This is a genomic window from Flavobacterium subsaxonicum WB 4.1-42 = DSM 21790 (genome assembly GCF_000422725.1).
In the GTDB taxonomy this organism is placed as follows: domain Bacteria; phylum Bacteroidota; class Bacteroidia; order Flavobacteriales; family Flavobacteriaceae; genus Flavobacterium; species Flavobacterium subsaxonicum.
On record NZ_AUGP01000025.1, the window covers coordinates 69,168 to 94,608 of the forward strand.

The 25,441-nt window shown below is 38.6% G+C and carries 26 protein-coding genes and 1 tRNA gene; 20 read left to right on the forward strand and 7 right to left on the reverse strand.

From position 1 onward, the window contains the following. Positions 1 to 78 precede the first annotated feature (78 nt). Both G509_RS0108135 and odhB read left to right on the forward strand, forming a co-directional pair. Positions 79 to 2,883 (forward strand): 2-oxoglutarate dehydrogenase E1 component, encoded by a 2,805-nt coding sequence (locus G509_RS0108135; protein ID WP_026991065.1) that lies wholly within the window; start codon positions 79 to 81, stop codon positions 2,881 to 2,883. A 51-nt stretch (positions 2,884 to 2,934) separates the two neighbouring features. Then, positions 2,935 to 4,188, forward strand: a complete 1,254-nt coding sequence (odhB, locus tag G509_RS0108140) for a 2-oxoglutarate dehydrogenase complex dihydrolipoyllysine-residue succinyltransferase (RefSeq protein ID WP_026991066.1) — start codon at positions 2,935 to 2,937, stop codon at positions 4,186 to 4,188. 80 nt (positions 4,189 to 4,268) lie between these two features. On the opposite strand, the gene G509_RS0108145 is transcribed toward odhB, so the two are convergent. From G509_RS0108145 to G509_RS0108170, 6 genes are all read right to left on the reverse strand, one after another. Next, on the reverse strand, positions 4,269 to 4,769 hold the full coding sequence (locus G509_RS0108145) for a hypothetical protein (RefSeq protein ID WP_026991067.1): 501 nt from the start codon (positions 4,767 to 4,769) through the stop codon (positions 4,269 to 4,271). Between the two features lie 326 nt (positions 4,770 to 5,095). Beyond that, entirely contained in the window at positions 5,096 to 6,208 is a 1,113-nt protein-coding gene (locus tag G509_RS0108150; protein ID WP_026991068.1) for a T9SS type A sorting domain-containing protein, read from the reverse strand. Positions 6,209 to 6,358: 150 nt separating this feature from the next. Further along, positions 6,359 to 7,909 (reverse strand): T9SS type A sorting domain-containing protein, encoded by a 1,551-nt coding sequence (locus G509_RS0108155; RefSeq protein ID WP_026991069.1) that lies wholly within the window; start codon positions 7,907 to 7,909, stop codon positions 6,359 to 6,361. A gap of 122 nt (positions 7,910 to 8,031) precedes the next feature. Continuing rightward, positions 8,032 to 9,147, reverse strand: a complete 1,116-nt coding sequence (locus G509_RS0108160) for a T9SS type A sorting domain-containing protein (protein ID WP_131450747.1) — start codon at positions 9,145 to 9,147, stop codon at positions 8,032 to 8,034. A 162-nt stretch (positions 9,148 to 9,309) separates the two neighbouring features. Further along, positions 9,310 to 11,994 carry a choice-of-anchor L domain-containing protein gene (locus tag G509_RS0108165; protein WP_026991071.1) on the reverse strand — a complete coding sequence of 895 codons (2,685 nt, stop codon included), beginning with the start codon at positions 11,992 to 11,994 and terminating at the stop codon, positions 9,310 to 9,312. 64 nt (positions 11,995 to 12,058) lie between these two features. Continuing rightward, a complete protein-coding gene (locus G509_RS0108170) occupies positions 12,059 to 12,496 on the reverse strand; it encodes a retropepsin-like aspartic protease (RefSeq protein WP_026991072.1) in 438 nt (145 codons plus the stop codon). A 98-nt stretch (positions 12,497 to 12,594) separates the two neighbouring features. Here G509_RS0108170 and G509_RS0108175 point away from each other — a divergent pair, with 98 nt between their 5' ends. The 17 genes from G509_RS0108175 to G509_RS0108255 all read left to right on the forward strand — a co-directional run bounded on the left by G509_RS0108175 (position 12,595) and on the right by G509_RS0108255 (position 24,069). Next, positions 12,595 to 13,362, forward strand: a complete 768-nt coding sequence (locus G509_RS0108175; RefSeq protein ID WP_026991073.1) for a TatD family hydrolase — start codon at positions 12,595 to 12,597, stop codon at positions 13,360 to 13,362. 68 nt (positions 13,363 to 13,430) lie between these two features. Then, the gene (locus G509_RS0108180; protein ID WP_026991074.1) at positions 13,431 to 14,564 is read left to right on the forward strand and encodes a 1-acyl-sn-glycerol-3-phosphate acyltransferase; all 1,134 of its coding nucleotides are present in this window, start codon (positions 13,431 to 13,433) and stop codon (positions 14,562 to 14,564) included. Further along, a complete protein-coding gene (locus G509_RS0108185; protein ID WP_026991075.1) occupies positions 14,557 to 15,585 on the forward strand; it encodes an asparaginase in 1,029 nt (342 codons plus the stop codon). Before G509_RS0108180 ends, G509_RS0108185 begins: the two co-directional genes overlap by 8 nt. A gap of 47 nt (positions 15,586 to 15,632) precedes the next feature. After that, positions 15,633 to 15,720, forward strand: a tRNA-Ser gene (locus tag G509_RS0108190). Between the two features lie 477 nt (positions 15,721 to 16,197). Then, on the forward strand, positions 16,198 to 16,398 hold the full coding sequence (locus G509_RS22815; RefSeq protein WP_051200066.1) for a hypothetical protein: 201 nt from the start codon (positions 16,198 to 16,200) through the stop codon (positions 16,396 to 16,398). 109 nt (positions 16,399 to 16,507) lie between these two features. Beyond that, positions 16,508 to 16,753: a hypothetical protein gene (locus tag G509_RS0108200; protein WP_026991076.1), complete on the forward strand. Its 246-nt coding sequence runs from the start codon at positions 16,508 to 16,510 to the stop codon at positions 16,751 to 16,753. A gap of 483 nt (positions 16,754 to 17,236) precedes the next feature. After that, positions 17,237 to 17,857: a M57 family metalloprotease gene (locus tag G509_RS0108205; protein ID WP_026991077.1), complete on the forward strand. Its 621-nt coding sequence runs from the start codon at positions 17,237 to 17,239 to the stop codon at positions 17,855 to 17,857. Between the two features lie 33 nt (positions 17,858 to 17,890). Then, positions 17,891 to 18,430 (forward strand): hypothetical protein, encoded by a 540-nt coding sequence (locus tag G509_RS0108210; RefSeq protein WP_026991078.1) that lies wholly within the window; start codon positions 17,891 to 17,893, stop codon positions 18,428 to 18,430. A 140-nt stretch (positions 18,431 to 18,570) separates the two neighbouring features. Continuing rightward, entirely contained in the window at positions 18,571 to 18,831 is a 261-nt protein-coding gene (locus G509_RS0108215) for a hypothetical protein (RefSeq protein ID WP_131450746.1), read from the forward strand. Positions 18,832 to 18,835: 4 nt separating this feature from the next. After that, positions 18,836 to 19,927, forward strand: a complete 1,092-nt coding sequence (locus G509_RS0108220) for an RHS repeat domain-containing protein (RefSeq protein ID WP_207382711.1) — start codon at positions 18,836 to 18,838, stop codon at positions 19,925 to 19,927. After that, positions 19,911 to 20,357: a hypothetical protein gene (locus tag G509_RS0108225; protein WP_026991081.1), complete on the forward strand. Its 447-nt coding sequence runs from the start codon at positions 19,911 to 19,913 to the stop codon at positions 20,355 to 20,357. The genes G509_RS0108220 and G509_RS0108225 overlap by 17 nt, the downstream gene beginning before the upstream one ends. Positions 20,358 to 20,673: 316 nt before the next feature. Beyond that, entirely contained in the window at positions 20,674 to 20,868 is a 195-nt protein-coding gene (locus G509_RS21705; protein ID WP_244877497.1) for an RHS repeat-associated core domain-containing protein, read from the forward strand. 342 nt (positions 20,869 to 21,210) lie between these two features. Beyond that, complete coding sequence (locus G509_RS0108235; protein ID WP_026991083.1) at positions 21,211 to 21,672, forward strand: hypothetical protein; 462 nt, start codon at positions 21,211 to 21,213, stop codon at positions 21,670 to 21,672. A gap of 44 nt (positions 21,673 to 21,716) precedes the next feature. Further along, positions 21,717 to 22,241 carry a hypothetical protein gene (locus G509_RS0108240; protein WP_026991084.1) on the forward strand — a complete coding sequence of 175 codons (525 nt, stop codon included), beginning with the start codon at positions 21,717 to 21,719 and terminating at the stop codon, positions 22,239 to 22,241. Between the two features lie 176 nt (positions 22,242 to 22,417). After that, positions 22,418 to 22,885 carry a hypothetical protein gene (locus G509_RS0108245; protein WP_026991085.1) on the forward strand — a complete coding sequence of 156 codons (468 nt, stop codon included), beginning with the start codon at positions 22,418 to 22,420 and terminating at the stop codon, positions 22,883 to 22,885. A 265-nt stretch (positions 22,886 to 23,150) separates the two neighbouring features. After that, entirely contained in the window at positions 23,151 to 23,675 is a 525-nt protein-coding gene (locus G509_RS0108250) for a hypothetical protein (RefSeq protein WP_026991086.1), read from the forward strand. Positions 23,676 to 23,700: 25 nt separating this feature from the next. Beyond that, complete coding sequence (locus G509_RS0108255) at positions 23,701 to 24,069, forward strand: hypothetical protein (RefSeq protein ID WP_026991087.1); 369 nt, start codon at positions 23,701 to 23,703, stop codon at positions 24,067 to 24,069. A 123-nt stretch (positions 24,070 to 24,192) separates the two neighbouring features. Here G509_RS0108255 and G509_RS0108260 read toward each other — a convergent pair whose 3' ends face one another. After that, positions 24,193 to 24,618 carry a response regulator gene (locus tag G509_RS0108260; RefSeq protein ID WP_026991088.1) on the reverse strand — a complete coding sequence of 142 codons (426 nt, stop codon included), beginning with the start codon at positions 24,616 to 24,618 and terminating at the stop codon, positions 24,193 to 24,195. A 157-nt stretch (positions 24,619 to 24,775) separates the two neighbouring features. Here G509_RS0108260 and G509_RS0108265 point away from each other — a divergent pair, with 157 nt between their 5' ends. Continuing rightward, on the forward strand, positions 24,776 to 25,399 hold the full coding sequence (locus G509_RS0108265; RefSeq protein ID WP_035738743.1) for a peptidylprolyl isomerase: 624 nt from the start codon (positions 24,776 to 24,778) through the stop codon (positions 25,397 to 25,399). Positions 25,400 to 25,441: the final 42 nt, after the last annotated feature.

A 25,441-nucleotide genomic window follows, 5' to 3' on the forward strand; every position in this document is an offset into this window, starting at 1 on the left:
AAAAATCGTTGAAAGATTATTACATTTATTGTACTTTTGTACAAAATTTTTTAAAAACACGGTCACTAATATATAAGTATGGACAGGTTTTCCTTTTTAAACGCAGCACATACTGCATTTTTCGCAGATTTATACGAACAATATATAGAAAATCCGGACAGCGTAGAGCCCAGTTGGAGAAGTTTTTTCCAGGGGTTTGATTTCGCTGCTTCCGATTATGGTTCTGGTGCTACCGAGGTAGCTGCCGCCGCCCCACATCAGCAAGCCGCTGCACCTGCACCGCAGGCATCGGTTTCTGATTATTCGGGTATACCCGAAAAACTACAAAAAGAGTTCAAGGTGCTTAACCTTATAGAAGGTTACCGCACCCGTGGGCACCTTTTTACAAAAACCAACCCCGTTAGGGAGCGCCGCACCTTTAGCCCAACGTTAGAGCTTTCTACCTTTGGCCTGAACGATGCCGACCTTGATACTGTTTTTGATGCCGGTAAAGAAGTTGGCCTGCCATCGTCTTCGCTACGTGCCATTGTAGACCACCTTCAAAAGGTGTACTGCGGCCACATAGGCATCGAGTACATGTACATTCGCGACCCGCAGGTTAGAAAATGGATACAAAACAAACTATCGGTTAACAATAACGAGCCTGATTTTAATGCCGACCAAAAGAAAAGCATTCTTGGCAAACTTAACGAGGCTGTTTCTTTCGAGAACTTTTTACATACCAAATATGTAGGCCAAAAACGTTTCTCTTTAGAGGGGGGCGAATCGTTAATACCGGCGTTAGATGCGCTTATAGAGGCAGCAGCCTCTAAAGGTGTAGAGCATTTTGTTATGGGTATGGCACACAGGGGCCGCCTTAATGTGCTGGCTAACGTGTTTAACAAGCCAACATCGGATATTTTTAGCGAGTTTGACGGTAAAGATTATGATGATGATGCCCTTTTTGATGGCGACGTAAAATACCACCTTGGGCTTACGGCCAACAAAGTAACCAAAGAGGGTAAACAAATAAACTTAAACCTTGCGCCAAACCCATCTCACTTAGAGACTGTGGGTGCGGTTATAGAAGGTATTGCCCGCGCTAAGCAGGACAGGTATTTTCCTGAAGATTTTAGCAAGGTGCTACCAATAGCACTACACGGCGATGCTGCCGTTGCAGGCCAGGGCATTGTGTACGAAATTGTACAGATGGCCAAGCTGGACGGTTACAAAACCGGCGGTACCATACACGTAGTGGTTAACAACCAGGTGGGCTTTACCACCAACTACCTTGATGCCAGGTCAAGTACTTATTGTACCGATGTGGCCAAGGTAACCCTGTCTCCCGTATTGCATGTAAATGCAGATGATGCCGAGGCGGTGGTACACGCTACTTTATTTGCATTAGAATACAGGATGGAGTTTGGTACCGATGTTTTTATAGACCTTTTGGGTTACAGAAAATACGGCCACAACGAGGGCGACGAGCCACGTTTTACCCAGCCTAAATTATACAAGCTTATTGCCAAGCACCAAAACCCAAGAGACCAGTATGCCGAAAAGCTTATTGCTGCGGGTGTTATAGATAAAGACTATACCGGCAAAATAGAAAAAGAATACAAAGCATTGCTGGAAGAAAGCCTTGAGGCATCGCGCAAAAAAGACCTTACCATAATTACCCCGTTTATGCAAAATGAGTGGGAAGGTTATGAGCAGGCCGGTGCCGATGTTATGCTTCAAAAAGTTAACACTGCTTTTTCTAAAGAAATACTTACAGATATTGCTAAGGTTATTACCGAGCTGCCATCTGACAAAAAATTTATAAGCAAGATACAAAAGCTTATCAACGACCGTAAAAATATGTTTTTTGAAACCGATAAGCTGGATTGGGCTATGGCCGAATTGCTTGCCTACGGCTCTTTGATTACCGAAGGTTTTGATGTGCGTATCTCGGGCCAGGATGTAGAGAGGGGTACCTTTTCGCACCGCCATGCCGTTGTTAAGGTAGAAGATTCTGAAGAAGAGTATGTAGCCCTTAGCAACCTTAAAGATGCAAAAGGCAAATTCAACATCTTTAACTCGCTACTGTCAGAATATGCTGTGGTAGGTTTTGATTATGGTTATGCCCTTGCCAACCCTAAAGCACTTACTATCTGGGAAGCCCAGTTTGGCGATTTCTCTAACGGTGCCCAGATAATGCTGGACCAGTACATTAGTGCTGCCGAAGATAAATGGAACAACCAGAACGGTTTGGTAATGCTGTTGCCACACGGTTACGAAGGCCAGGGTGCAGAGCATTCATCTGCCCGTATGGAGCGTTACCTGCAACTTTGTGCCAACCACAATATGTTTGTGGCCGATTGTACTACACCGGCTAACTTTTTCCACCTGCTAAGAAGGCAAATGAAAACTACCTACCGTAAGCCACTTATTGTGTTTACACCTAAGAGTTTACTGCGCCACCCACTTGTGGTTTCTACAGTAGATGAGTTTGCTAACGGTACCTTCCAGGAAGTACTGGACGACCCGGCTGCAGATCCTGCAAAAGTAAAATCGCTGGTATTCTGTACCGGTAAATTTTACTACGACCTTATTGCCGAGAGAGAAAACCTTAAGCGCGATGATGTTGCCTTTGTTAGGATAGAGCAATTGTTTCCGTTACCGGTAGAGCAGCTTAAAGAAATTATAGCTAAATACCCTAATGCCGATGATTATGTATGGGCACAGGAAGAGCCTAAAAATATGGGTGCTTACAGCTACATGCTAATGAACTTTAACGAAGTTAAGCTTAGGCTTGCATCGCTTAAGGCTTACAGCGCACCGGCTGCCGGTAGCTACACACGTTCTAAAAAACGCCATGCTGCTGCCTTGGCCATGGTTTTTGATAAAAATTTATTTAATTAATTGTATTTTTGAGTTTTCAAAATATAGCAACACCAATAAAATTATACTGACATGATTTTAGAAATGAAAGTTCCTTCGCCGGGGGAATCGATAACCGAAGTTGAAATAGCAACATGGCTGGTAAAAGACGGGGATTATGTAGAGAAAGACCAGGCAATTGCCGAAGTAGATTCAGATAAAGCAACCCTTGAGCTTCCTGCCGAAGTTGCAGGTATTATTACCCTTAAGGCAGAAGAAGGCGATGCTGTAGCTGTAGGCCAGGTTGTGTGCCTTATAGATACAGATGGTGCAAAACCCGATGGTGCTGCCCCAGCTAAAGAAGAAAAGAAAGAAGAAGCGCCTAAAGCCGAAGAGAAAAAAGAGGAGCCTAAAAAAGAGGAACCTAAAAAGGAAGAGCCTAAGCCAGCCGAAAAAAGCTACGCTGCAGGTACACCGTCTCCGGCTGCTAAAAAAATATTAGACGAAAAAAACATTGCCCCAGAGGGCGTTGCCGGTACAGGCAAAGGCGGCAGGATTACTAAAGACGATGCCGTAAACGCTAATCAGCAGGTTTCTATGGGTACCCCTACAAACGGTAACCGTGGGTCTGAGCGTACTAAGCTGTCTATGCTTCGCCGCAAGGTGGCAGAGCGCCTTGTTGCCGCTAAAAACGAAACCGCTATGCTTACCACGTTTAACGAGGTAAACATGACACCTATAAACGCATTAAGAAACGAGTATAAAGATGCCTTTAAAGCCAAGCACGGCGGTTTAGGCCTTGGTTATATGTCGTTCTTTACAAAAGCGGTTGTAAGGGCATTACAGTTGTTTCCGGATGTTAACTCTATGATGGATGGCGACTATAAAGTAGCTTACGATTTTGCCGATATCTCTATTGCAGTATCGGGCCCTAAAGGCCTTATGGTGCCGGTGGTTAGAAATGCCGAAACGCTTTCTTTCCGTGGTATCGAAGCCGAAATTAAACGTCTTGCGCTACGTGCCCGCGACGGACAGATTACTGTAGATGATATGACGGGTGGCACCTTTACCATTACCAATGGTGGTGTGTTTGGCAGTATGCTGTCTACCCCAATTATTAACCCTCCGCAGTCTGGTATTTTAGGAATGCACAACATTATAGAGCGCCCTATTGCCGTTAACGGTAAAGTAGAGATACACCCTATGATGTATGTTGCCCTTTCTTACGACCACAGGATCATCGACGGACGTGAGTCGGTTGGTTTCCTTGTAGCGGTTAAAGAGGCGTTAGAAAACCCAACAGAACTGCTTATGGACAACAATCCTAAAAAAGCATTAGAACTATAGTATACTGCAAAGTATAACGCATAAAAAATCCCGCTTAGAATTTCTAAGCGGGATTTTTGCATTAACCTTATTTGTGGCTACTATTCGTAAATAGCTTCAAATGTACCATCGGTAAGGTTTATAACTTCGTCAGTTTCGCCTTCCATAGTTGCCATGCGCGCCACAGTACCGGAGAAAGATCCTTTAAGTTTGTTGTTGCTGTTAGTTTGCACTATAGAGTTAACCTGTGGGTTAGTATTATTAGTGCTCCACCCATCGCTGTACATTTTACTGCCATTAACATAGGTAAAATATTCTACGGCTTCAGAGCCCAGGTCATTCTGCCAAAGGTTAAAAGAAAGATACTCAGTAGCACTTCCGTTAACCGATGCTGTAACTTCAAGATACACATCTCCATCATAATCGGTTTTGCTTACAACAACGTTATTAAACGTTTTCTGTACACCATTCACTTTAAAAGACAGCGTACCGCCAATTTCTTCGGTAACCACCGTTTCAGTAGCTTTAGAGTCGTCGTCAGAACAAGAATTAAAAGATAACGTAAGTGCGGTTAGGCATGTAATAAGTAATAATTTTTTCATTTGTAAATTGTTAGGTAATTTAATTTGTATGGTTGCAATAATATCTAAATTTTACAAAATGATAAAGAAAGACGAAATATAATTTTAAAAATATTTTAGGCAATTATGCTGTTGATAATTAGTTTTTTACGATATTTTTTTGCTAAATCTATTTTTATTTTATGTAAATTCTTACACGAATTATTTAATATTTTAATAATGATAATTTTAGAAACATCGTTTTCGTGCTAACTGCCCAAAAAATAATTCGCAAAACAGATAATTTGTAGCAAACAAAAACCCGCCTGAAATTAAGCGGGTCCTGATGTTATGTTTAAAAGATATTGTTACTCCTTTACCACCTTTATAGTTTTCTGGCTTCCGCCCGATGTTAGTTGTACAAAATAAACTCCGCTGTTTAGGGCAGAAAAATCTACTGTAGCATTGGTGTTGTTTACCGTTTTAGATGAAACCTGCTGCCCCATGATGTTAAAAATGCGAACCGCATCTATCGCATTGTTGTTACTAACAGTAAATACATCTTTAACCGGGTTAGGGTAGTAGCTAAGGCCTGCGAATTTATTAGTGCTTACACCCAACGGAAGGTTAACGGTAACACCAAGGCGGGCGCTCTCTACTCCATTAACGGTTTGCGATACATAATACGTTGTGCCGTTTACCAACAAGGTAGTTAGTGGCAATATATCCTGACTGGCTGGCGTAGCATACCACTTAAGATTTTCTCCCTCAACATTAAGGTCTGCAAGGGTGTTGCCCTCCGTAAAGGTTTGGGTAGCCTCTCCTGTGGGAGGGGCTATGCCATTTACTGTAGTATTATAACTGCCAATTGTAAAGCAACCATAAGCAGTTACCACTCTAAAAAATACAGTTTGAGTAGTAAGTGCATAGCTTGCAGGATTTAAAATTGGGTTTGTAGCATTTTCGGCATCGTTTAATGTGGCATAATAGCTAAAGGCTACAACGTCCGGAATTGTAAACGGAGATAAGATATCTAACTCAAATTGTGTAAGGTCAAAAATAACAGTACCATCGGGTACGCCATCGGCGTCGTAAACAATAAACGGATCTAATTGCGTTAAAATAGCTGGCGTATTTATAATGATCGAAAAACTTTCAGTGGCAAAATTATCAGGCTGCACTATATCGGTTAATCGCACAAAAATTGTCTGCCCGTTGTTTAAAAGTACATTACTCTCACTAACTACAGCATTTACATTGTCTACAGCCTCCTGTTGTGTTGCAAAATACGCAATGGTATAATTATCGGGGTTTAGCCCATTTAAAATTAGGGTGTTGTTTACAGTTAGGTTAATTATGGCTTGTCCATCCACTGTATTGCTATCCTGATCGCAAACAACAATATCTGCGGGTGCTCCAATATTGGGTTGTGCATAAACAGCGTAACTGGTAAATAGTAGTAAGAACAATAAATTTTTCATAGTTAACAATTTAAGTGGTTTATTGTTAGACGCAGTACTGTGTCTAAGGTTGCGTATTTTCTGAATAAAAAAACTAATGGTTTAGTGATTTAATCTCCATAAAAAAGCCCTGCAATTGCAGAGCTTCTAATTTTTACGATTGCAGGACATTTACTCCTTAACAACCTTTATTGTTCTTTGGCTTCCGCCCGATGATAGTTGTACAAAATAGATGCCGCTGTTTAGGGCCGAGAAATCTACTGTAGCATTGGTGTTGTTTACAGCTTTAAAAACTACCTGTTGCCCCATGATGTTAAAAATGCTAACCGCATCTATAGCGTTGTTATTACTAACAGTTAATACATTTGTAACCGGGTTAGGGTAGTAGCTAAGGCTTGCGAATTTATTAGTACTTACACCCAATGGTAGGGTTACAGTAACGTTAAGGCGGGCACTTTCTGCTCCGTCTATAGTTTGCGATACATAATAAGTAGTGCCGTTTACCAACAAGGTGGTTAGTGGCAAAACCTCCTGGCTTGTTTCAGTTTGATACCATTTAAGGTTATCGCCCATAACATCAAGGTCTGCAAGAGTTTCACCTTCAGTAAACAGTTGTAGGGTCTGTCCTACAGGAGCTACTAAAGTATGGTCCATACCTATAGTTATTATGTTGCCGCAGGCGTTCTCTACTGTAAATACATAAGTACCAAAAGGCATGTCTGGAAAGGTGTTAGAGGTTTGGCTTACAAATTCGACAGATGCAGGTGCCTCTACTATAGTGTACAGATATTCTCCAGGCGCAGTAAGGGTTATAACTATGTCGTTGCCAATAGTGTCAATATTAATAAATTGAAGATCATTGGTCAGTTTTTGCTCTACTATAGTGTAGCACACAGGTTCGTCTGGGTTAGCCGTGATTAAAGATACCCTTGCCCAAACGCTGCCCGTTGTGCTTGCGTAAGCAGCAGAATTTACAATAGGATTAACATCGTTAGCGGCATCGGCTACAGTGGTATAGTAGGTTACAGTTACAGTAGGTTCAAAAAGGTTGCTGTTCAGGGTAAGGTCAAAAATGCCTTCGCAAGAAATCAAGGCAGGTAATTCTACCGACAAAGGCAGGGGCAACACTTTTAGTGTAAGGGTTGTCAATGATGTACAGCCCTCTACAGAGGTTACTTTTACAGTTAATGTTTGTGGGCTGGTAGTATTAACATAAGCCGTAGGCATGGCAATAGGGTTGTTATCGCCTTGCTGAAAGTACTCAACCGTACAGCCTAAACAGGTTCCGATTATCTCGTTGTTTTTGGTGGTAAGGTCAAACGTTGTTAACCCATCGTTAGGCAGTATCTCATTACACAGGGTAAGAGGCGTTGGGGCATTTATGGCCGGTGCCGAATTTACAGTTAAAGTAAACGTAGCAAAATCGCTAAAATTATTACCGGTAACCTGAACATAGATAACCTGATTTGGCGACGTGTTTGTGTACATGTAAGGCAAAGCCACGCCAGCTAACATACTGGCTTCGTTAAGATAGTAGGTTACACTATAATCATTTGGATTTAGGTTTCCTAAAACCGGGCCATTGTTCATGGTAAGGTCAAATGTAGCATAGCCGCTGCCGTTAGTGTCGCATGCAGTAAGGTCTAATGGCTGGCCAATGTTGGGCTGTGCATACATTGCCATGCTAAAAAGTAGTAAGCAGAGAGCGTAAAGTTTTTTCATAGGGGAGGATGTTTTTTTGCAAATGTAATAAAATGAGGCTAATACACTACTGATTATGAAATATATGCCATAAAAAAAGCCCCGCAATTGCAGAGCTCTTAAATTTTATAAGTGCAGAACATTTACTCTTTAACCACCTTTATAGTTTTCTGGCTTCCGCCCGATGATAGTTGTACAAAGTAGATGCCGCTGTTTAGCAAACTAAAATCTACTGTAGCATTGGTGTTGTTTATAGTTTTAGAAACTACTTGCTGCCCTAATGTATTGACAACGCTAACCGCCTCTATAGGGTTGGTGTTACTAATAGTAAATACATCTTTAACCGGGTTGGGGTAGTAGCTAAGGCTTGTAAGCTGATTATCGGCCACGCTTAATACCAGGTTAACGGTAACGGCCAGCCTGTTAGTGCTTTCTATATTATAAACCGTTTGAGAGGCATAGTACGTTGTGCCGTTAACAAGTACAGTGGTAAGCGGCAGCGGAACAGTCTCGGTTTCGTTTTCGTACCACTGTACATTTTCTCCTTCAACCTCTAAGTCTTCCAGGGTTTGGCCTTCAATAAAAGTCTGGATAGTTTCGCCTTCAGGCTCCTCGGTTTCATAGCCTTCGGGCAGTACAACAAGTTCTGTGCTGCCTATTGTGTAACAGCCGGTAGTATCGTTTTGTACTCTGTAATAAATTGTGCTGCCGGACGAAACATACGCCTGCGGACTGGCTATAGCACCGGTGCCGGCTGAAGCGTCGGCATAGGTGGTGTAATAAGAAATGTTGTAAAGCAATGGCTCTTCCAACGGCTCTAAAACCACCGGTTCTATGGTGGTAAGGTCAAAGGTTGCAATACCGTCGTTATTATCATCATAGGCCACTAAATATTCATATTCGGCTAAAGTGGGCGCCGGGTTGGCAATTAAAGAAAATGTAGCCATTGCATAATTGTCGGTATCCATATTTTCGGTAACCTTAACATAAATAACCTGTTCAAACGGCACTTCGTTAAGGTACACATTGGGTAAGGCAAGGCCTGCCTCTAACGTTCCCTGGTCAAAGTGATAGCTAACCGTATAGTCGGCAGGGTTAAGGCTGCCTAAAACAGAAGGATTGTTTGAGCTAAGGTCGAAGGTAGCAAACCCTTGCCCGTTCAAATCGCAGGCAACCAGGTCGGTCGGTTCTCCAATAGTGGGCTGTGCATACATGGTAATGCTAAAAAGCAGTAAGCAAAAAGCGTAAAATTTTTTCATATCAAAAGATGTTTCTATAAAAGTACTTACAATAGTCAAAAAATTACCTTAAATAAAACCAAAAATTATGGTAATGTATTGCTGCTTTGTTCTTTAGGTAGCCAACGCGACAAAACAAAAAAGCTCCGCAATTTGCGGAGCTTAAAGTATAAGTAAATAAGATTACTCTTTAACCACCTTAATAGTCTGCTGGCTGTTGCCGGCCTGTACTTTTACAAAGTAAATGCCGCCATTTAGTGCCGAGAAATCTACCATAGCCTGGCTATTGTTTACTGTTTTAGCAAGCACCTGCTGGCCTAAAGTGTTGTAAACTTTTACAGTATCTATGGCAGCTTTATGGGTTAGGGTAAACAGGTTTTTTACAGGGTTAGGATAATACGCCAGTCCTGCTATAGTGTTGCTGTTTGTGCTTAATATTTTAGTAACGGTAATGCCCAAACGCTGGGTGCTTTCTACCCCATCTATGGTTTGAGAGGCATAATATGTAGCGCCATCTACAAGCAGGGTAAGCGAGTTAAGTGTTGCTGTTTTATCCAGCGGTGTGCCGCCCGTTTCGGTAGCATACCATTTTATGTTCTCGCCTTCCACTTCAAGGTCGTCTATGGTTTCGCCTTCTATAAAGGTTTGGGTGGTTTGGCCCTCAGGTGCATCGGGCGCAACTGTAAAACTCATTAGATAAACGGTTGAACACTCCGTTAAAACGGTTACCGTATGCGTACCGTAGCTAACGTTTGTAAAAACATTAGAGGTTTGATACGGCCCCGAATCTAAAGCATACTGGTATGTGCCGGGTACAGATGTTACCACTGTAATAGTTTGGCCGCTGGTGCTAAGGCTTACCGTAATTGCATCATTTACAATAAGCTCCTGTTCTCCAATTGCTACACAGCTCTCGTTATCAATGCCCGATACATAGGTTGCCCTGATCCAGATACTACCGGTGGTAGTGGTGCTGTAATTAGCAGGAAAATCAATAGCATTAGTTAATGATATTGCATCTTCCTCAGTTGGAAAATACAACAGATAGAATTGATACCCAATAGCATTTTGAATTTCGGTAAGGTTAAAACTACCATCGCAAGACGTTAACGCAGGCAGGTTGCTTACATCCGGCAACGCAGTAACATTTAGCGTTATAGTGGTAACAGCATAGGTAGTGCCATCAACTTCTGTAACCCTTGCATATATGGTTTGAGAATAAGCTACTGTATTGGTAAAAACATCCGGCAAGGCGTTTAAGTTAGCCTCGGCATCCGCTTCGGTTAAAAAGTAGGCTACTGTGTAATCTTCCGGCTCAAGCACGTTAAGTACAATTGTATTTTGCGAAGACAGCGTAAAGGTGGCAAAGCCATCAGCGTCAGATTCGCAGGTGTTATAGGTTGCAAATCCTATATCCAACAGTTCTATAGCGGTAACGGCAAAACGCTCTGTGCTTTCTATGTTGTCTACGGTTTGAGAGGCGTAGTATACAGTACCATCGGTTAGCAATGTTTCAATGTTTAACGGTGTACCGCCTGTAGGCGTGGCATACCATTGTATATTCTGGCCTGTTGCGGTTAAATATTCTATTGTGGTGCCATATATAAATGTTTGTTCTGCCTGTCCGGTAGGCGCATCCGGAATAACTACAAAATTAGAGGCGTTAATAAATACGGCAGAGTTGCCTATCATATCAAAATGGTTAGCAATTACAAACTTAATGTGGTAAGTATGGTTAGGTATTACAGATGCCTGGGCAGTTAACGGTACAGTTATGCCATTAAAATTAACCGGTGCTGTATAGCTTGTGTCGGTTAGATCGCTCTGTAAGCCATAAAATTCATCAAAATATTGGGCATTTGCCGATGGGCAGCCGCTATTGTAAGCGTTATCTCTAATAGTAAATACAGATATTGGTGTTGTGGTGCCGGGTATAACAGCAATGTTAACGGCTGGGGTAGCCTCGGTTACATCGGTAAGCAGTATTGCAAAAGTATCGGCATACATGCACTGAAAAGCAAGGCCGTATTCTTCTGATGCAAATATATAGTTAAGGCTTATCTGGCTGGAAACCGGTACAAAATCAAATTCAAGCGATGTGGCATTGGTGTTAACCGTAGAGGTAGCAGGAATGTAAGGCACCAGGTCTGGATCTCCGGCCCATACAGCAGGTGGAGATTGAAAAAATGTATTTGGCCCCGGCGCCGTTGCAATGGCTCCATTGGCTAATATAATGCCGTTTTGTAATGCAAAAGTAGTACCGTTATAATCAAAAGAACCCAGGCTGGCAACACTGCCAAAATCTACCCCCGACGATGATGTTACATTAGATATCGCTACCTGGTTGCTGTTTAAAAGCACATCTGTAACCAACTGGGTTGGTGTATAAGCAGTAGATGATGTTGTAATTGCAGTTTGTGGGGTTGCAATGCATATAGTAAACGGCGCAAATAGCGTGTAAGCATTCGCGGTGCTATAAACCCTTACATAATACACCTGCCCAACGGTAAGGTTGTTTATAACGTTGTTAAAGGTGTTTCCGCAATAAATGGATGCAGAGCTGCACGATGCTTCGTATACGGCGAACGCATAAGGGTTGGCGGCGGTAGTATTGGTTAGGGCAAGCTTAATAAAGGCGCGCTCGTTAGTAGCGGTAAAGCTGTACCAGATATCGTCGTCGGCAAAACCGGTACAGGTAAGGGCTCCGGCCGATGCTGTTGCTCCCTGTGTTGTGTTTGTAGTAGTAGTTGTGCAGTTGGCATCGGGGCTAACTGTAAGTACAGTTGCCGTTGCGCATTCATCATTAGCTACCTGTGCAAAAGTTAACAGCGGCACAAGAGCCAGTAAGGCAAGTAAAGTTTTTTTCATAATAAGGTTGGTTGACACGCCTAAATTATAAAAAAAACTACTTGATATTTAAATAGTTGGGTAATTATCTTAAATAAAAGCAAAGATTGCCATAATCTATAATTGCTTTACCTTTTAAAAGTATATCGGCACCAATAATGCCATGTACCGGCTTGGCTTTGTACTGCTCCAATGCCAGGTTAACATGCGACATATCAAAAATAACCAACGCCAGCTTTTTGGTGCTCCAGCGGCCCAGTTTTAGGTTGTTTTTGACCGATGTTTGTGTTAGCATGCCAATGCCTCCGGCACCTGCTGCTTTGGTGTCAGAGTCATCTGCCTTAAGCTCAAAATGCGTTATGGCCTCAAAGCCCACGCAGCTGTTAGAAGCGCCGGTGTCTAATATAAAATTGCCTTCTACACCGTTAATTTTAGCCTTAACTAAAAGGTGCTGGGTTTTAGATACTTTAAATTTTATGCGTTTGTAGCCTTTGTCTTTTAAATGGCTGTACAGGTCTTTCATTAGGTTAATGGTGTTGCTGGTCTCAAAAATAATTTAAATTTATGTATGCACGTCAAAAGCCGCGCCAAGTTTGTAATTTTGCGCCATAGCATGACAATATGATACTTACCGATACCCACACCCATTTATACAGCGAAGAATTTAGTGCCGACAGGGATGCCATGATGCAGCGCGCTTTTGATGCCGGTGTTACCCGCCTTTTTGTACCGTCTATAGATTCTGAATATACGCAGCAGATGTACGACCTAGAAGCCCAATACCCCGACAATGTTTTTTTAATGATGGGCCTGCACCCCACCTACGTTAAAGAAAATTACCTCGAAGAGCTTGCCCATGTAGAAGCGCAACTTGCAAAGCATAAGTTTTATGCTGTGGGAGAAATTGGGGTAGACCTCTATTGGGATAAAACCCGCCTTGCCGAACAACAACAGGCCTTTAAGCACCAGATACAACTGGCTAAAAAATACAGGCTGCCCATAAACATACACTGCCGCGATGCCTTTAACGAAACCTTTGAGGTGCTGGAAGATGAAAAGGGTACCGACTTATTCGGTATCTTCCATTGCTTTACCGGCGATTTTGAGCAGGCCCAAAAAGCCCTCTCTTATAACATGAAGCTGGGTATTGGCGGCGTGGCTACTTTTAAAAACGGTAAAATAAACCAGTTTTTAAACCAGATACCTTTAGAACATATTGTGTTAGAAACAGATGCGCCCTACCTATCGCCTGTGCCGCACAGGGGCAAACGTAACGAGAGCGCCTATATACCACTGGTTGCGCAAAAATTATCTGAGATATACGGCCTGCCAATAGAACAAATTGCAGCCATTACTACACAAAATTCTAAAGATATATATGGGATTTAACACAGAATTCGGGTTAAATTCAATAATTTTTTGTTCATTTGCTGATAGTTTAATCCCTAATTAAGTACATGTCGAAATTTGATCATATCAGGCCCTTTTATGACAGCGAAGTAAATGAGGCCCTACGTAGTGTAGTACACCACCCTATGATGAAAGCGCTCATGAGCTTTACCTTTCCGGACGTTGAAGATGAGGTTTGGGCAGAACAGCTCAAAAAAACGCATTCTAAGCGCGATTTTCAGGCCAACTTTATATACAGTGCTGTACAAAAAGTACTCGAAAAAAGTTCTGAAGGTTTAACTACATCAGGCTTCGAGAAGCTGGATAACCACACGCCTTACCTTTATATCTCTAACCATAGAGATATTATATTAGATACATCATTGCTTAATGTTTGTTTGCTGGATCATGGCCTTATCATGACGGCATCGGCCATTGGCGATAACCTTGTGCAAAAAACATTTTTGCGTGTACTCTCCAGGCTTAACCGCAATTTTGTGGTGCAAAGGGGCTTGTCTCCGCGAGAGCTGCTGCAAAGCTCTAAGTTAATGTCTGAATATATGTGCCAACTGCTAACGCGCGAAAACCGATCAGTCTGGATAGCGCAGCGCGAAGGCCGTACAAAAGATGGTAACGATGCTACACAGCAGGGCGTGCTTAAAATGCTTGGCATGGCATCTGACGAGAAAAACATTATGGATTTCTTTAAGAAGCTAAAAATAGTACCGGTATCTATTTCGTATGAATACGATCCTACCGATGCCCTTAAAATGCCGCAGCTATTAGCACAGTCTAAAGATGAGGTATACGTTAAAGAAAAGAACGAAGATTTTACTACGCTGCTTAGCGGTATAATGGGCCAAAAAAAGCGCATTCACCTGCATGTAGGCGATGTGCTGGATACCGAGCTTGATGCTATTACTGCCACCCAGGAAAACGCCAACAAGCAAATACAGGCCCTGGCACAGGTAATAGACGATTCTATTTTAAGTACCTACAAACTTTGGCCTACCAATTATATTGCTTACGACCTTTTAAATAACACCAGCCGCTTTGCCGACAGGTATACCGAGAAAGAAAAACAGGTGTTTTTAAGGCGTTTAGAAATGCGTATCGACATAGAAAATCCGGTTTTAAAAGAAGGTTTCCTGGCCATGTATGCTAACCCCGTGGTTAACAAAATGAAATACCAGGATGCCTAAGCCCAATATCTTACTGATATATACCGGCGGTACCATTGGTATGGTTAAAAACTTTGAGACAGGCGCGCTTAAAGTGTTTAACTTTAAAAAATTACTGCAAAACATACCAGAACTTAAACAGCTGGATTGCGATATACAAACGGTGTCTTTTGAGAGCCCTATAGATTCGTCTAACATGGACCCGTCTAAATGGGTTATGATAGCCAATCTTGTAAAAGACAACTATAACAGTTATGATGGTTTTGTAATACTGCATGGGTCTGATACCATGTCGTATTCGGCATCGGCGTTAAGCTTTATGCTCGAAAACCTTAATAAGCCTGTAGTGTTTACCGGGTCGCAATTGCCAATAGGCGATTTGCGTACCGATGCCAAAGAAAACCTTATTACTGCCATACAGGTAGCGTCGTTACACCACGATGGGCAGCCTATAATCCGCGAGGTGTGCCTGTATTTTGAATACAAGCTGTACCGCGGCAACCGCACCACCAAAATTAGTGCCGAGCATTTTAATGCCTTTACATCGCCTAACTACCCGGCCCTGGCCGAATCCGGCGTTCATCTAAAGGTAAATAAAGAGTACCTTAATCATGCAAATGATGGCAAGCAATTAAGCGTAGGCCTGGAGTTTGAAGATAATGTGGCCATTGTAAAAATGTTTCCCGGCCTTAACGTAAAAGTTATGCAGGCCATTGTAAATATACCCAACCTAAAAGGTATTGTACTGGAAACGTACGGTGCGGGCAACGCCCCGTCTGAAGACTGGTTTATAGGTATACTGCAACGCGCTATTGAGAGCGGACTGCATGTTGTTAACGTAACGCAATGCTCTGGCGGACGCGTAAACATGGGCCATTACGAAACCAGCACCCTGCTGAAAGAAATAGGCGTTATAAGCGGCGCCGACATTACTACCGAAGCCGCCATTACCAAAATGATGTACCTGTTGGGTCGGCACCCGGAACATGCCAAATTTAAAGACCTGTTTGAGACATCGCTGCGCGGCGAATTGTCGGAATAATTTTAAATATCCATTTTTTAATTCTACTTTTGCAGCCGCATAAACTTAGAGAGGTGGCCGAGTGGTCGAAGGCGCACGCCTGGAAAGTGTGTATACTCCACAAGGGTATCGAGGGTTCGAATCCCTTCCTCTCTGCAAAAAGAAATTGATGCTCCTGTAAGGGAGCATTTTTTGTTACAACGTAAATTTAAAGTACAGGGGTAACTTATATGCGCTGCAGATTTTGAGAAGAAATTTAGCACAACTATGCTTGCAATAATCAGCACAATCAATACCAATAACAGCATGGAGATCAAGAGGCTGTTTAAAAATTACCCCCTAATACTCCAACCGTAAGTACAATATCCAATCCTACTCTATTGCTCAACGGTAGAAAGGTTCTACCTCGTAACGGAATGATTGGGAAGGTGCAGAATTTATGACTTTAGATCCTGTAAATGTAAGATTGATTAATTGGCAATCATTAAGATAATATATTATGACGAAAGAAAGGTATTTTATTTCAGTCGGTGAGCCGTGGGATTTTATAAGTCCAGACGGGCAAAATATCGTTAGGGGAAATATAATAAGCGTAAAAAGTAACCAATTATTAGTTTTTAAACTAATAACTATTTGAATTTTGATAGCATTGAAAGTGATATTTTAATCTTAACCCCAAGGCATAAGGGCAATGATTTTTTAGATTTACCCGACAAGATTGTTGTTGTAAATGGTAGTCTTTTATTTAAAAAGTATGATAAATCGTTGACCGAAAAAGAATTACAAGAAAATGCCCGATTTGTAATAATAGGAAGCATTAGAAGGGAAAAGTAAAACCCCAGACTTTCCGGGGGCATTATGAAAGTGCTTTTGGTATTTAATTCCAATTACCTGTTGGTGCAGACATATTAATTAAAAGGGGATTATTGCACCATTTTAAGCTATGACGATACAAGAATTATATATCAAGTTAAAAGAGTTAAGAGTACCTGAGGACAGGTATTATTTACATGGTCTTTATGGTTCCACCAATGACGATGATAAGCTTTCTCTTACTATCAGAAAAGGTACTTATTCGGTTGAGTATGAAGTTTATTTTAAGGAAAGGGGTGAAAAGCATTCAATAAGAATATTTACCAATGAAGATGACGCTTGTCAGTATTTTTATAAACGCCTTAAGGAAAAATAAGGAGATAGAGGATAGATACTCACGGTAATAAATCAAAGCCACCTTAATCGGTGGCTTTGTCGTTCTATCTAAAAACCTGTTTAGTTTTAAAATTTTGGATGTAGGTATCAATGACCTTAAACAGAACGCTTTTAGTATCGGCATTCATTTTTTGTATATCGTTGATACGTTCCCCCAGCTAGCGCGAGCCTCTTGGCTCGTGCACAAAACGAGTGGTAATATGCTATATTACAAATTACAGATCCTGGTGCGGCTATAACATTTTTACTTTCGTAGCAATGGGAAGATAAACTGAACGCCAAACAAATATTATCTTTGTAAGATTAACGCTTACGGAAATTAAGTATCTTTATAAGTGTGGATCCGATGGCGGAGAAATATCCGGGGGTTAGTGCTTATGCTTATTGTTTAAATAATCCAATTAATTAAATTGATCCTGATGGAAGAGACTTAGTTAATGGTGAAACAGCAAAAAGGGAAAAATTGGAAGCATTAAATAATGGTCAGAAAGCAAATATTGATGCAAAATATCAGTGTCAGCTTGACAAGAAAAGAAAAGATTTTGCTACTCGAGCTGAATTTAAAGACTATAAAACCTCTGTAAAAAATTATAAAAAATCAACTGAAAAATTGGCAGATAGTAGGGTAAAAGAGCAACAAATATTTGATGCAATTAATAACTTCGCGGCTACCGATGAAAATAACTATAACTTGGTTAATAATTTGGAATTTAAAGATAGCAAAGGAGACACACAGTGCGTTGATGTTGTAATTAATGCAGGCGTTGCTAGTGGATCAGGAGGGGGTGCTACTGCTGCCAAATGGACACAAAATGCGGACGGAACTTATCAAGGTATGTCTTCAATAATGACCACTTTAGATTTTAGAATTGTTGATCCTATTAGTAATGTACTGGCACATGAAATGGGACATGCATATGGCATGACGATTAATCCTATCGATAAATTTAAGTTTTATACATCAGGAAAAGTTACTCAACACGACTGTCAATTACCTGAAAATAGACATCATTTCCGTTCTGAATCAGCGATGAATTTTCAAGAGAGTTACGATTCTAATAAAAGAAGGAAACCAGGTAAATAGTTTTATATGACAAGTTATCTAATAATAAAATAAATGAAAAAAATAATATTAATAGTTTTAATAATATCATCGTCAAAAATTTATTCCCAAACAAATAGTACTGTAGAAAGGTCTTTCTCTCAGCATTTAATTCAAGAGAATATTTTAATTTTAGAGAAAGATAATAATATTATACATGATCCAGATTTGATAAGCATTAAATTGGATACAATAGGTAGTTACTATATTGATATTATATTTCTTAAGTTTAAAGTTGGTAATCGAATAAATAAAGTAAATGATAAGTTAAATATTTCATTTAATTCATCGTCATGTAATGAATTTATATTAGCCTATAATGTTTGGAACTATAAAAGTTATAGGCTTAAAGGTTTTAATGGAAATGACTTATTGTTTTTAATAAGGGATATAAACAAGTTATCTTATAGAGATTATAAAACAAGCAAATTACTTCGAGAATTAAATGAGTTAAATTTAGGTTTAAATTTTAAAGATTTATATCGTGCATTATCTAAATTTGATTTTGATGCGGAATGTTTAAAACAGTGTACAGATCCAGTAAATATAAATTGATCATAAAGACTTCATAGATATTGATTGGGACGAAGAAAACCGCCGTATAGGTGTAGACCTTAAGCCCGACGACGGCACCAGCCACCCCATAGCCATTTATATCTACAATGCAGGTGGCCGAAGGTGCTAAAAATAATATAATGATATATCCAAGCGGTCTGCTAATGGGCAAGGTATACCATACAGAAACCAACAGGAAACGTATAGACCGTATGAGCTATACCAAACATTATTACATAGGCAGCGAACGCGTTAGCGGCAAGACCGGTACCATTACTGACCTTGGTTTTTACCCGCAAAATATAATAGACGATGTAATGCATTGGACTTCTTTGGCATTAATAATGTACCTGTGCGCGGTGCAAGTACTACCAGTGTCATACATGCCCAAGATATTGTGATGATGTGAAGGATAAATTTCATGTAGTATTACCTATAACGGGAGAAGTTCCCGAAGAAACAGATATAACTATAACGCACGATGTTTCTAAACTAAGTATATACTACTTTCACCCAGATCATTTAGGCAGTAGTAGTTACATGACAAATGCCTCCGGAGCAGTAAGCCAGCACATGGAATACCTGCCATTTGGCGAAACGTTGACAGACGAACATTTAAACTCTATTAACAGCCCATTTAAATTTAACGCCAAAGAGCGCGACGAAGAAACCGGGAATTATTACTACAGCGCAAGGTATTATGACCCAAAATTAAGTATCTTTATTAGTGTTGACCCGTTGGCGGAGCAAACTATAGATCCTTACGGGTATTGTTATGAAAACCCGATTAAATATATTGATCCAGACGGCAGAGCCCCTGAAGATATAATTATTTGGGCATATAACCCTCACACTAAACGTTATCATGAATCAATAATCATAAAGTCAGATATATATGATATAAACTATTATAACAGAGTTACGTTCGCACCTCTAGCCCCTGTTTCACAAGCTCCTGGTGAGCCTACTTATATCTTTGGTTTTGATATATGGGCCACCTTGCTAGGTAAACCCGATGCGATAAGACTTAATTTTGGAGCGGGCGTGCATGCTGGGACTGTAAATTTTGGTGGTACATGGAGTGTAGTTGCTCCGTTGGTTGGTGCTGATAAAGGCGGATTATTCGTATATGGGCCATCAGAAAAAGGTGGTGATGTAGGAATAGAGAGAGACAGTAGAACTATAAAAGGAGATTTAGGTATATCTGTAAGTTTTATTTATAATTCAGAAAGTACTTACAATGATTTTAATAGATACAAATTTGAGGGTTTAGAGAAAAGTATCAGTGCGAGTTTTAAATTCATCACTGCATCTGCATTTTCCGCTTGGGATAATTCTTATTTTGGTTTTAGTTTGGGAATTGGAATTAGCGGAGGTTTAGCAGGAAACAGGAAAAATGGATCAATAAACCTATCAGGAGCAAAATTAATGCATGAACTATCTATACCACCAGCTATACCACCTTTTACTAACGAACTTAATGGAAGTAGAAATTAAAAATGAATTTATGAGAACTATATTTTATATATTGTGCATTTGTTTAGCTTTAATAAGCTCAAGCTGCACAACAACTAAAGTTAAATTTGATTGTAGTAATATTGTTAAAATTTATATAGAAAATAGGGCAACTCATCGATATGGTGGAGTTAAAGAGGTTGTAATAAGTAATAAGGTACAAATTGCTGATTTTTGTAATAAAATATCGTCCTTACACTCTCAAAATAATGAGTTAACTAGACCTTTTAAAGGAACTATTCAAATTGAATTTATATATAAAGATCAAAATAATAACGAAGCAATTGTGAGTAAATATTCCACAGGAATAATTTTTAAGGAGAACAGTAACTATTTTATCACTAACATAAACGGACAGTTTACAGATGATAATTTTTTAAAAAACATCAAAGATTTATTACAAATGCATTAACTATGTTAATACTATTATGTCTATTTGGTTTGTGTTCATTTATGTAATTGGTAAAATGGACCTAGTTATTGCGTCCTTATTAAAATCAATTATCGAAGTTCTTTTAAGAGAATTTTATAATTAAACTGTTAGTTATAAGGATGTTATTTTTAATTATAATCTAGTGTACGAATATCTGTTAAATTCACACTCATTTTATGGTTTACATAGGCAGATGTTTATATACCGGTTAAGCTCACTTATTTACTATTTGCACCCAGATCATTTGGGTAGCAGCACTACATGACCAATGCCGCGGGATTTGTTAAGCCAGCACATGGAGTACCTGCCATTTGGCGAAACACTTGTAGATGAGCACCTAAATTCTAATAACTCGCCGTTTAAGTTTAACGGCAAAGGATTTGATGAGGAAACCGGGAATTATTACTACAGCGCAAGGTATTATGATCCAAAAATTAAGTGTCTTTATTATGTAACTCTGTTTTTTGATGTACGCAGTGCGGCGATGTAAAAGTAATAATCAGTGATTTTCTGAATTCGTTATCTCATTGTTTTTGCGGTTTCAAAAAACATCAAAATGGGTATAAGGTGTTCGACAGGAGTCCCTCTCAGCCTGCCAAAGAAATTGATGCTTCCGCGTAGCGGAAGCATTTTTTTATTATTAATAACTCGTAAGAATTGCTGTAAGCAATGTATTAGATTTGCTGTATTGCGCGTAGCACGGATTAAAAATCCGCGCTATCGGGAAAAAAATTGGAAGGACCCATATAAAGCAAATGGGTTTGAAGGTTAATAGACTAATATTTATTTTCATAAAGAAGTATATGCTTACTAAATATTAAAGTTAAATAAAATGGAAAAATTATCTAATCAAAAAAAAGAAGAAGAGCTATTATTTATAAAAGATTGGTGTCTAACAATTATCGATCATTTAGACACAATATCGGTTAATAATAGTATGGCTTCTTTTAAAAATGCGATAATAAATGGTTACACTGCAAAAAATTTAAGAGGAATGCGGCTGGCTCTAAAGGATATTACGAAGATGGCACAATATTTCGATGTTGAAAATGTCAGTAAGATCAATCACTTACTTAAAGAAAAGTTTGGCAAGGATCTGAATGACGATTCGGGAAAAACTCAAAAGAAAATAAATCAAATAATAAAGAGAGGTAAAATAGTAAATCCTGATGAATTCAGAATACTTAAAGAAAAAGCAGAGGAGATATATTCTGATGTAGAACAGAGAGACATATTTGAAAAAATAAGTAGTCTATTGTTGAACTTTGAACAAATTAGCAGTCCCGAATTATAGTTATAATATTGATTTCGTAAAATTATAATTTAAATAATCTAGTTATGGAATTTAACACAATTATAAAAGCATATCTACTGCCAATACTTATTAGATACGGATTTAAGATAGAGGAAGAATTTAAAAACGTTATACGTTTTCGATCTTCAGCGATTAAGGTTAATATAGTATTTAGCACTTTTGAAAATTCCCATTTTGTTGAAATTGGGGAGAATATTGGTGAATTATATCCTTTAGATGATAACGTAGCTAAGAATCTATTTGTTTCGGAGTTAAGCCTTGACCAGGTAGCACCAGAAGTCTTTTTACAAAATCTTTCTTTGCTATTTCAAACTGAATTAGGTGGGCAAATTTTAAAGGGATACATAACACCATTAAAAATATTTGTATTAGAGGAAAATAAAAAATATACGGATGAAATAATTCATAATCAAAGATTGGAGAAAATTTTAAAATCGTGGAATTCAAAAAACTATAAGGCTTTTGTTGATGAAATAAAAGATATGGATTTTAATAAATTGCCACCTTATTTTTTGCTGAAATATAGGATTGCACAAAAGAAATTATAGATAGCTAATTTGAACAAACAATTAATTGATGAAAAAATATATGGTATAAGTACCATTTATAATAAAGTATCTGGGCGAGGAGCAAATATTAGTAGAACGAGAGAATTTAATGTATATAGAGAGCTTTCAGAGAGAAATGTTGATAAAGTCGCTAAGGTTATTAAAAATAATTAATAATGGATTGGAAAAACATAAAGGATAAATTTTATTATATTGATAATGGTAAATTTCGTAATATTATTTGTTATGACTTAACACTAAATGATTGGGAAAAATGGATAAATTTTGTAAATATAAATTACAAAGTTAGTTTTAAAAGTTATCAAACTCAAGTAGTAAAAGATTACATAGTGCTTACAGATATAAAGGAGTATTGGGAAGGCCTTAATGAATATGGTTTTATGGCTTCAATCTATATTGAGGATGTTCAAATAAATTGTTTTTTTAATGATAGTAGCGATTTAGATAATGATATTGATGCGTTTGAAATAAATAAAGTGGAACAGCATAATACTATAGTTAAATACATTTCTAATATTTCTAAATGTCTAAATAAAAAAGTTTATTTAGAAAGAGATGATTTTGAAGATGACGATTCTAAAATATTAATAGAAGTTTATAATAGCGATGTTGTAATAAATTAGTAAACTAAACCTTGAAATGTGGTGATGTCTGGTAAGTTAAACAAAAGTTTTTAAAGCACAAAAGGTAAGATAAGCCATTTGCTTAGATTTGAAAGGCTTTGCAACAGAATAGTATAAGTATTTTGAAGGTGCATTTGTATAGTTATTCGCAATAAAGCATCATTTCTTTGTAATTTAGGGCTTTATGTTTTGTATATTTAGTAATAGATTGCTACATATAGTAAACAAAACTCCTCATAGCTTTATTAAGCTACAATAAACAGGCATGAAAAATTTTATAGTATTATTATTCCTTTTTTCTTCAGCTACATTATTTGCTCAGTTGGAACCCTTATGGGAATATGGAAGATTGAAAGAAAATGAAAAAAATCATCCCTACAGTACTTATCGGGTTAAATGGAAAAAGTATTATTTCTATGAGGATTATATTGTAACTGGGAAAGATACAATTGCTTTAAATAAAAGCGATGATATTATCTTTTATGCATTGTATAAAAAAAGATATTTATTTGTTTCGCACTATCCGAAAGACCAAAAACATTTAGCTATTGGTTTTGCACAAAGGAAGCTAAGTAAGGTAGATGTCATAGATTTAAAAAAGTCTCACGATAGATGGAGTTTTAATTTTAAAATTTTAGAAGAAGATAGTAGTTGGAGATTGGGCTTAGATCAAATTAATGGTTTTGACCCTAAAACCGGAGAAATAATTTTTGATATAAAATTTGCAGTAAGTACCTATTCTAAATTGAGGTCGTTACCCATTACAAATAAAAATATTCCATCATATTAATTGGCCTGCTTTAAGTTAAATTTAAATGAATAATCATAAAAATGCGTATACTATTATAATAGCTGAACCTTGGGATTTTGAAAGCCCTGATGGAAAGAATATTATTCGGGGAATAATATTATCAATTGTTAATAAGTACCTTATAGTTTTTAAGACTGATTATTTGCTGAATTTTAATGGAGTAAATGGAGTAAATGGAGTAAATGGAGATATATTAATTTTATCGCCACGATTTAAAGATGACAATTTTGAAAATATAACAACTGAGGAAATAGATGTTAATGGAGGCGTTTTTTTAGGTAATTATGATGAAAGTTTTGACGAAAGTAAGTTGAAGGAGAATAGCAAGTTTGTTTTAATAGGGAGTTTAAAAGGCGGAAAAGGATACTATTAGATAACTGTTGCTAAGGGCTTAACGGATAGAGTGTTATTAACCGATAGCACTTAGAGAAGACCCGCAAACCTGTGAAAGCCGGAATCCTGTAATACCGGAATAGGCGAGAATAGATTAAGGTAACTACTTAATATAATTTGGAGATACACACATTAGCCAATATTCTACAATTGTTTTAATGATGTTTTTAAGATCGTTAAAATTGGATGGTTTTATAAAAAATCCCTGTACCGATTTAGAGTAGGCATCGATAACATTTTCCTGTTCTGCCACTGTAGAAAAAAACAGGTAGGGTATCGACTTAAGGCGCAAGTCTTCGTTTTGATGCACTTTTGCCCGTAACTCCATTCCATTCAGTTTAGGCATATTAATATCCGAAAATATAATAAACGGCTCTACATCTGTATTTATAAGGTAGTTAAGTGCCTGCTCTCCATCGCCAAAAAATATAATCTCGTTCTTATAGTCCAGCTCATTAAACACTTCAGAAAGCATTTCCTGGTCGTCCAGGTCGTCTTCGATAATAATTATAGGGCCAGACTTATTCATAACTTTAGTATTTGGTTGATTATTCTCACAAGTTAGCCTTTATATCCGTACAAGCTTATGTAAGGGGCATCTATTTACTAAGGCACACCTTAAACACCTAAATTCTGCTATTTGGCAATTAGTTAATTTTATATTTTTACAAATACAAAACACTACAATGCAAACATCAAAAATCATCTTCATACTGCTATGCCTTGTTTTCCTGGGCTGTAAAGACTCAAAAACACAGGCAGCCAACAATCCGGCTCCTTCGGTGTTTACTGCAACATTTGAAACTACCAAGGGGCAGTTTGATATTGAGGTAAAAAAAGAATGGTCGCCTGCGGCGGCCGACAGGCTTTACAACCTGATTAAAGGCGGCTATTATGATAACACCCTTTTTTACAGGGTGGTGCCCAATTTTGTAGCCCAATTTGGTACGACCGATATGCAAAAAATAAACGCATGGAAAAAAATTAAAGTGCCCGATGAGGCGGTGCGGTACAGCAATAAAAAAGGAACGGTAACTTTTGCCCGCATGGGCAAAGAGTCGCGCGGATTTGATTTGTTTATAAACCTTCGCGATAATCCGGAACTGGATACTCTTAACTTTGAGGGTGTAAAAGGTTATCCGGCATTTGGCAATGTTACAAAGGGCATGGATGTTGTCCAGAAATTATATTCGGGCTATGGCGAAAGTACTATGCAAGACGTACATATTTTTTCTAAACCCCGAGTATTTAGCAGTACCTATCCGGAGCTCGACAGGATTGTGGAGGCTTACATAACATCTGAAAAGTAAAGCCCCGGTTACGAACCAGGGCCTTTAAGCTTATTGCAATGC